General features: G+C 32.0%; 2 protein-coding genes. Both read left to right on the top strand.

Annotation, left to right across the window (positions count from 1 at the left end; genetic code table 11):
• Positions 1-245 precede the first annotated feature (245 nt).
• Positions 246-812, top strand: a complete 567-nt coding sequence (locus BHE89_RS24405; protein WP_216081026.1) for a 5'-nucleotidase — start codon at positions 246-248, stop codon at positions 810-812.
• Between the two features lie 7 nt (positions 813-819).
• Positions 820-1,182, top strand: a complete 363-nt coding sequence (locus tag BHE89_RS24410) for a 5'-nucleotidase (protein ID WP_216081027.1) — start codon at positions 820-822, stop codon at positions 1,180-1,182.
• Positions 1,183-1,328 lie beyond the last annotated feature (146 nt).

Here is a 1,328-nt window from a genome sequence, read left to right on the forward strand (position 1 = left end):
GAACGCAAATGTATCGTTTTCTTAACCATAAGTTTTCTCCTTATTAGTGGTAGTTCTAACAATAATAATGACCCTCCTTAATTGCAATCGATAATCATTATTATTTGTGTGGGCGAACAATAAAGTGCTAATAGCTGGTAAATGCTACGATTTATCTGTATTTTTTGTATAAATTTTCTTATCTTCACCCTTTTAAAAAAAGTGATAATATGAGCAATAAAAGAAACTGACAGGGAATTCTGGCGATGGCTTATGATTTAACGAAGAGATTAGTCTTAGGACTCTCCTCTAGTGCATTATTTGATTTAGAAGAATCAGATAATATTTTTCGCACGCAAGGGGAGGAAGCTTATCGGAAATATCAGCATAAAATGCAGGATGAGCCTTTGAATAAAGGCGTTGCATTTCCTTTTATTCGTCGGCTTTTGAAGTTAAATAATATTAGACCAGATGATCCGCTCGTTGAAGTTATTTTATTATCCAGAAATGATCCCGATACTGGATTAAGAGTGATGAATTCTATTGAACATTATAAGCTAGGGATCACTCGAGCTGTATTCCTTCAAGGGAAATCGCCTCATATTTATATTCCAGCATTTGATATTGAGTTATTTTTATCAGCTGACCATGACGATGTTTTACAAGCAATTCAGGCAAATTATCCAGCAGGGCAGATATTAGCAGGTCATGTTAATGATGATGATGCCGATGAATTAAGAATTGCGTTCGACTTTGATGGTGTGATTGCTGATGATGAAGCTGAAATTATTTATAAAACTTCAGGTGAGTTGTCTCAATTTTCATCATCATGAAGCGAAAATGGTTGATGTACCTCATAATCCTGGACCATTAAAAAAGTTCTTACTGCGTATTTCTGATATTCAAAAATTGGAGTTAGAAAAATTAAAACAAGATCCTACATATATTCCATTACTTAAAATCTCTATTGTTACTGCACGTAATGCACCCTCTCATAAGCGTGTTATTAATACGATGAGAGCATGGGGAATTTCTGTTAATGAAGCCTTTTTTATGGGAGGCGTAGAGAAATCGAATGTATTAAAAATTTTACAACCACATATATTCTTTGACGACCAAAAATTACATTTAAAATCTTCATCTGAATTACCTTCTGTGCATATTCCATTTGGAATAGCGAATAGTAAAATAGATAATAAATAAATTATGTATAATAAACAGGATGCGCGATATTTATATCATACACCTGTTTTTTATTTTGTCTAATATTGCCTTTATTTGAGGTTTTTAATTATTTTATTTATTTTTCATAAAAATAAGAACAAAGTTGGATCTATTTTTATAGAAGT

The organism is Shigella sp. FC1967, from assembly GCF_001743005.1.
GTDB lineage: Bacteria > Pseudomonadota > Gammaproteobacteria > Enterobacterales > Enterobacteriaceae > Proteus.

Bases quoted from the DNA above. Each gene is read 5' to 3' on its own strand.
- BHE89_RS24405 (WP_216081026.1), top strand. From the start codon at position 246: ATGGCTTATGATTTAACGAAGAGATTAGTCTTAGGACTCTCCTCTAGT.
- BHE89_RS24410 (WP_216081027.1), top strand. From the start codon at position 820: ATGGTTGATGTACCTCATAATCCTGGACCATTAAAAAAGTTCTTACTG.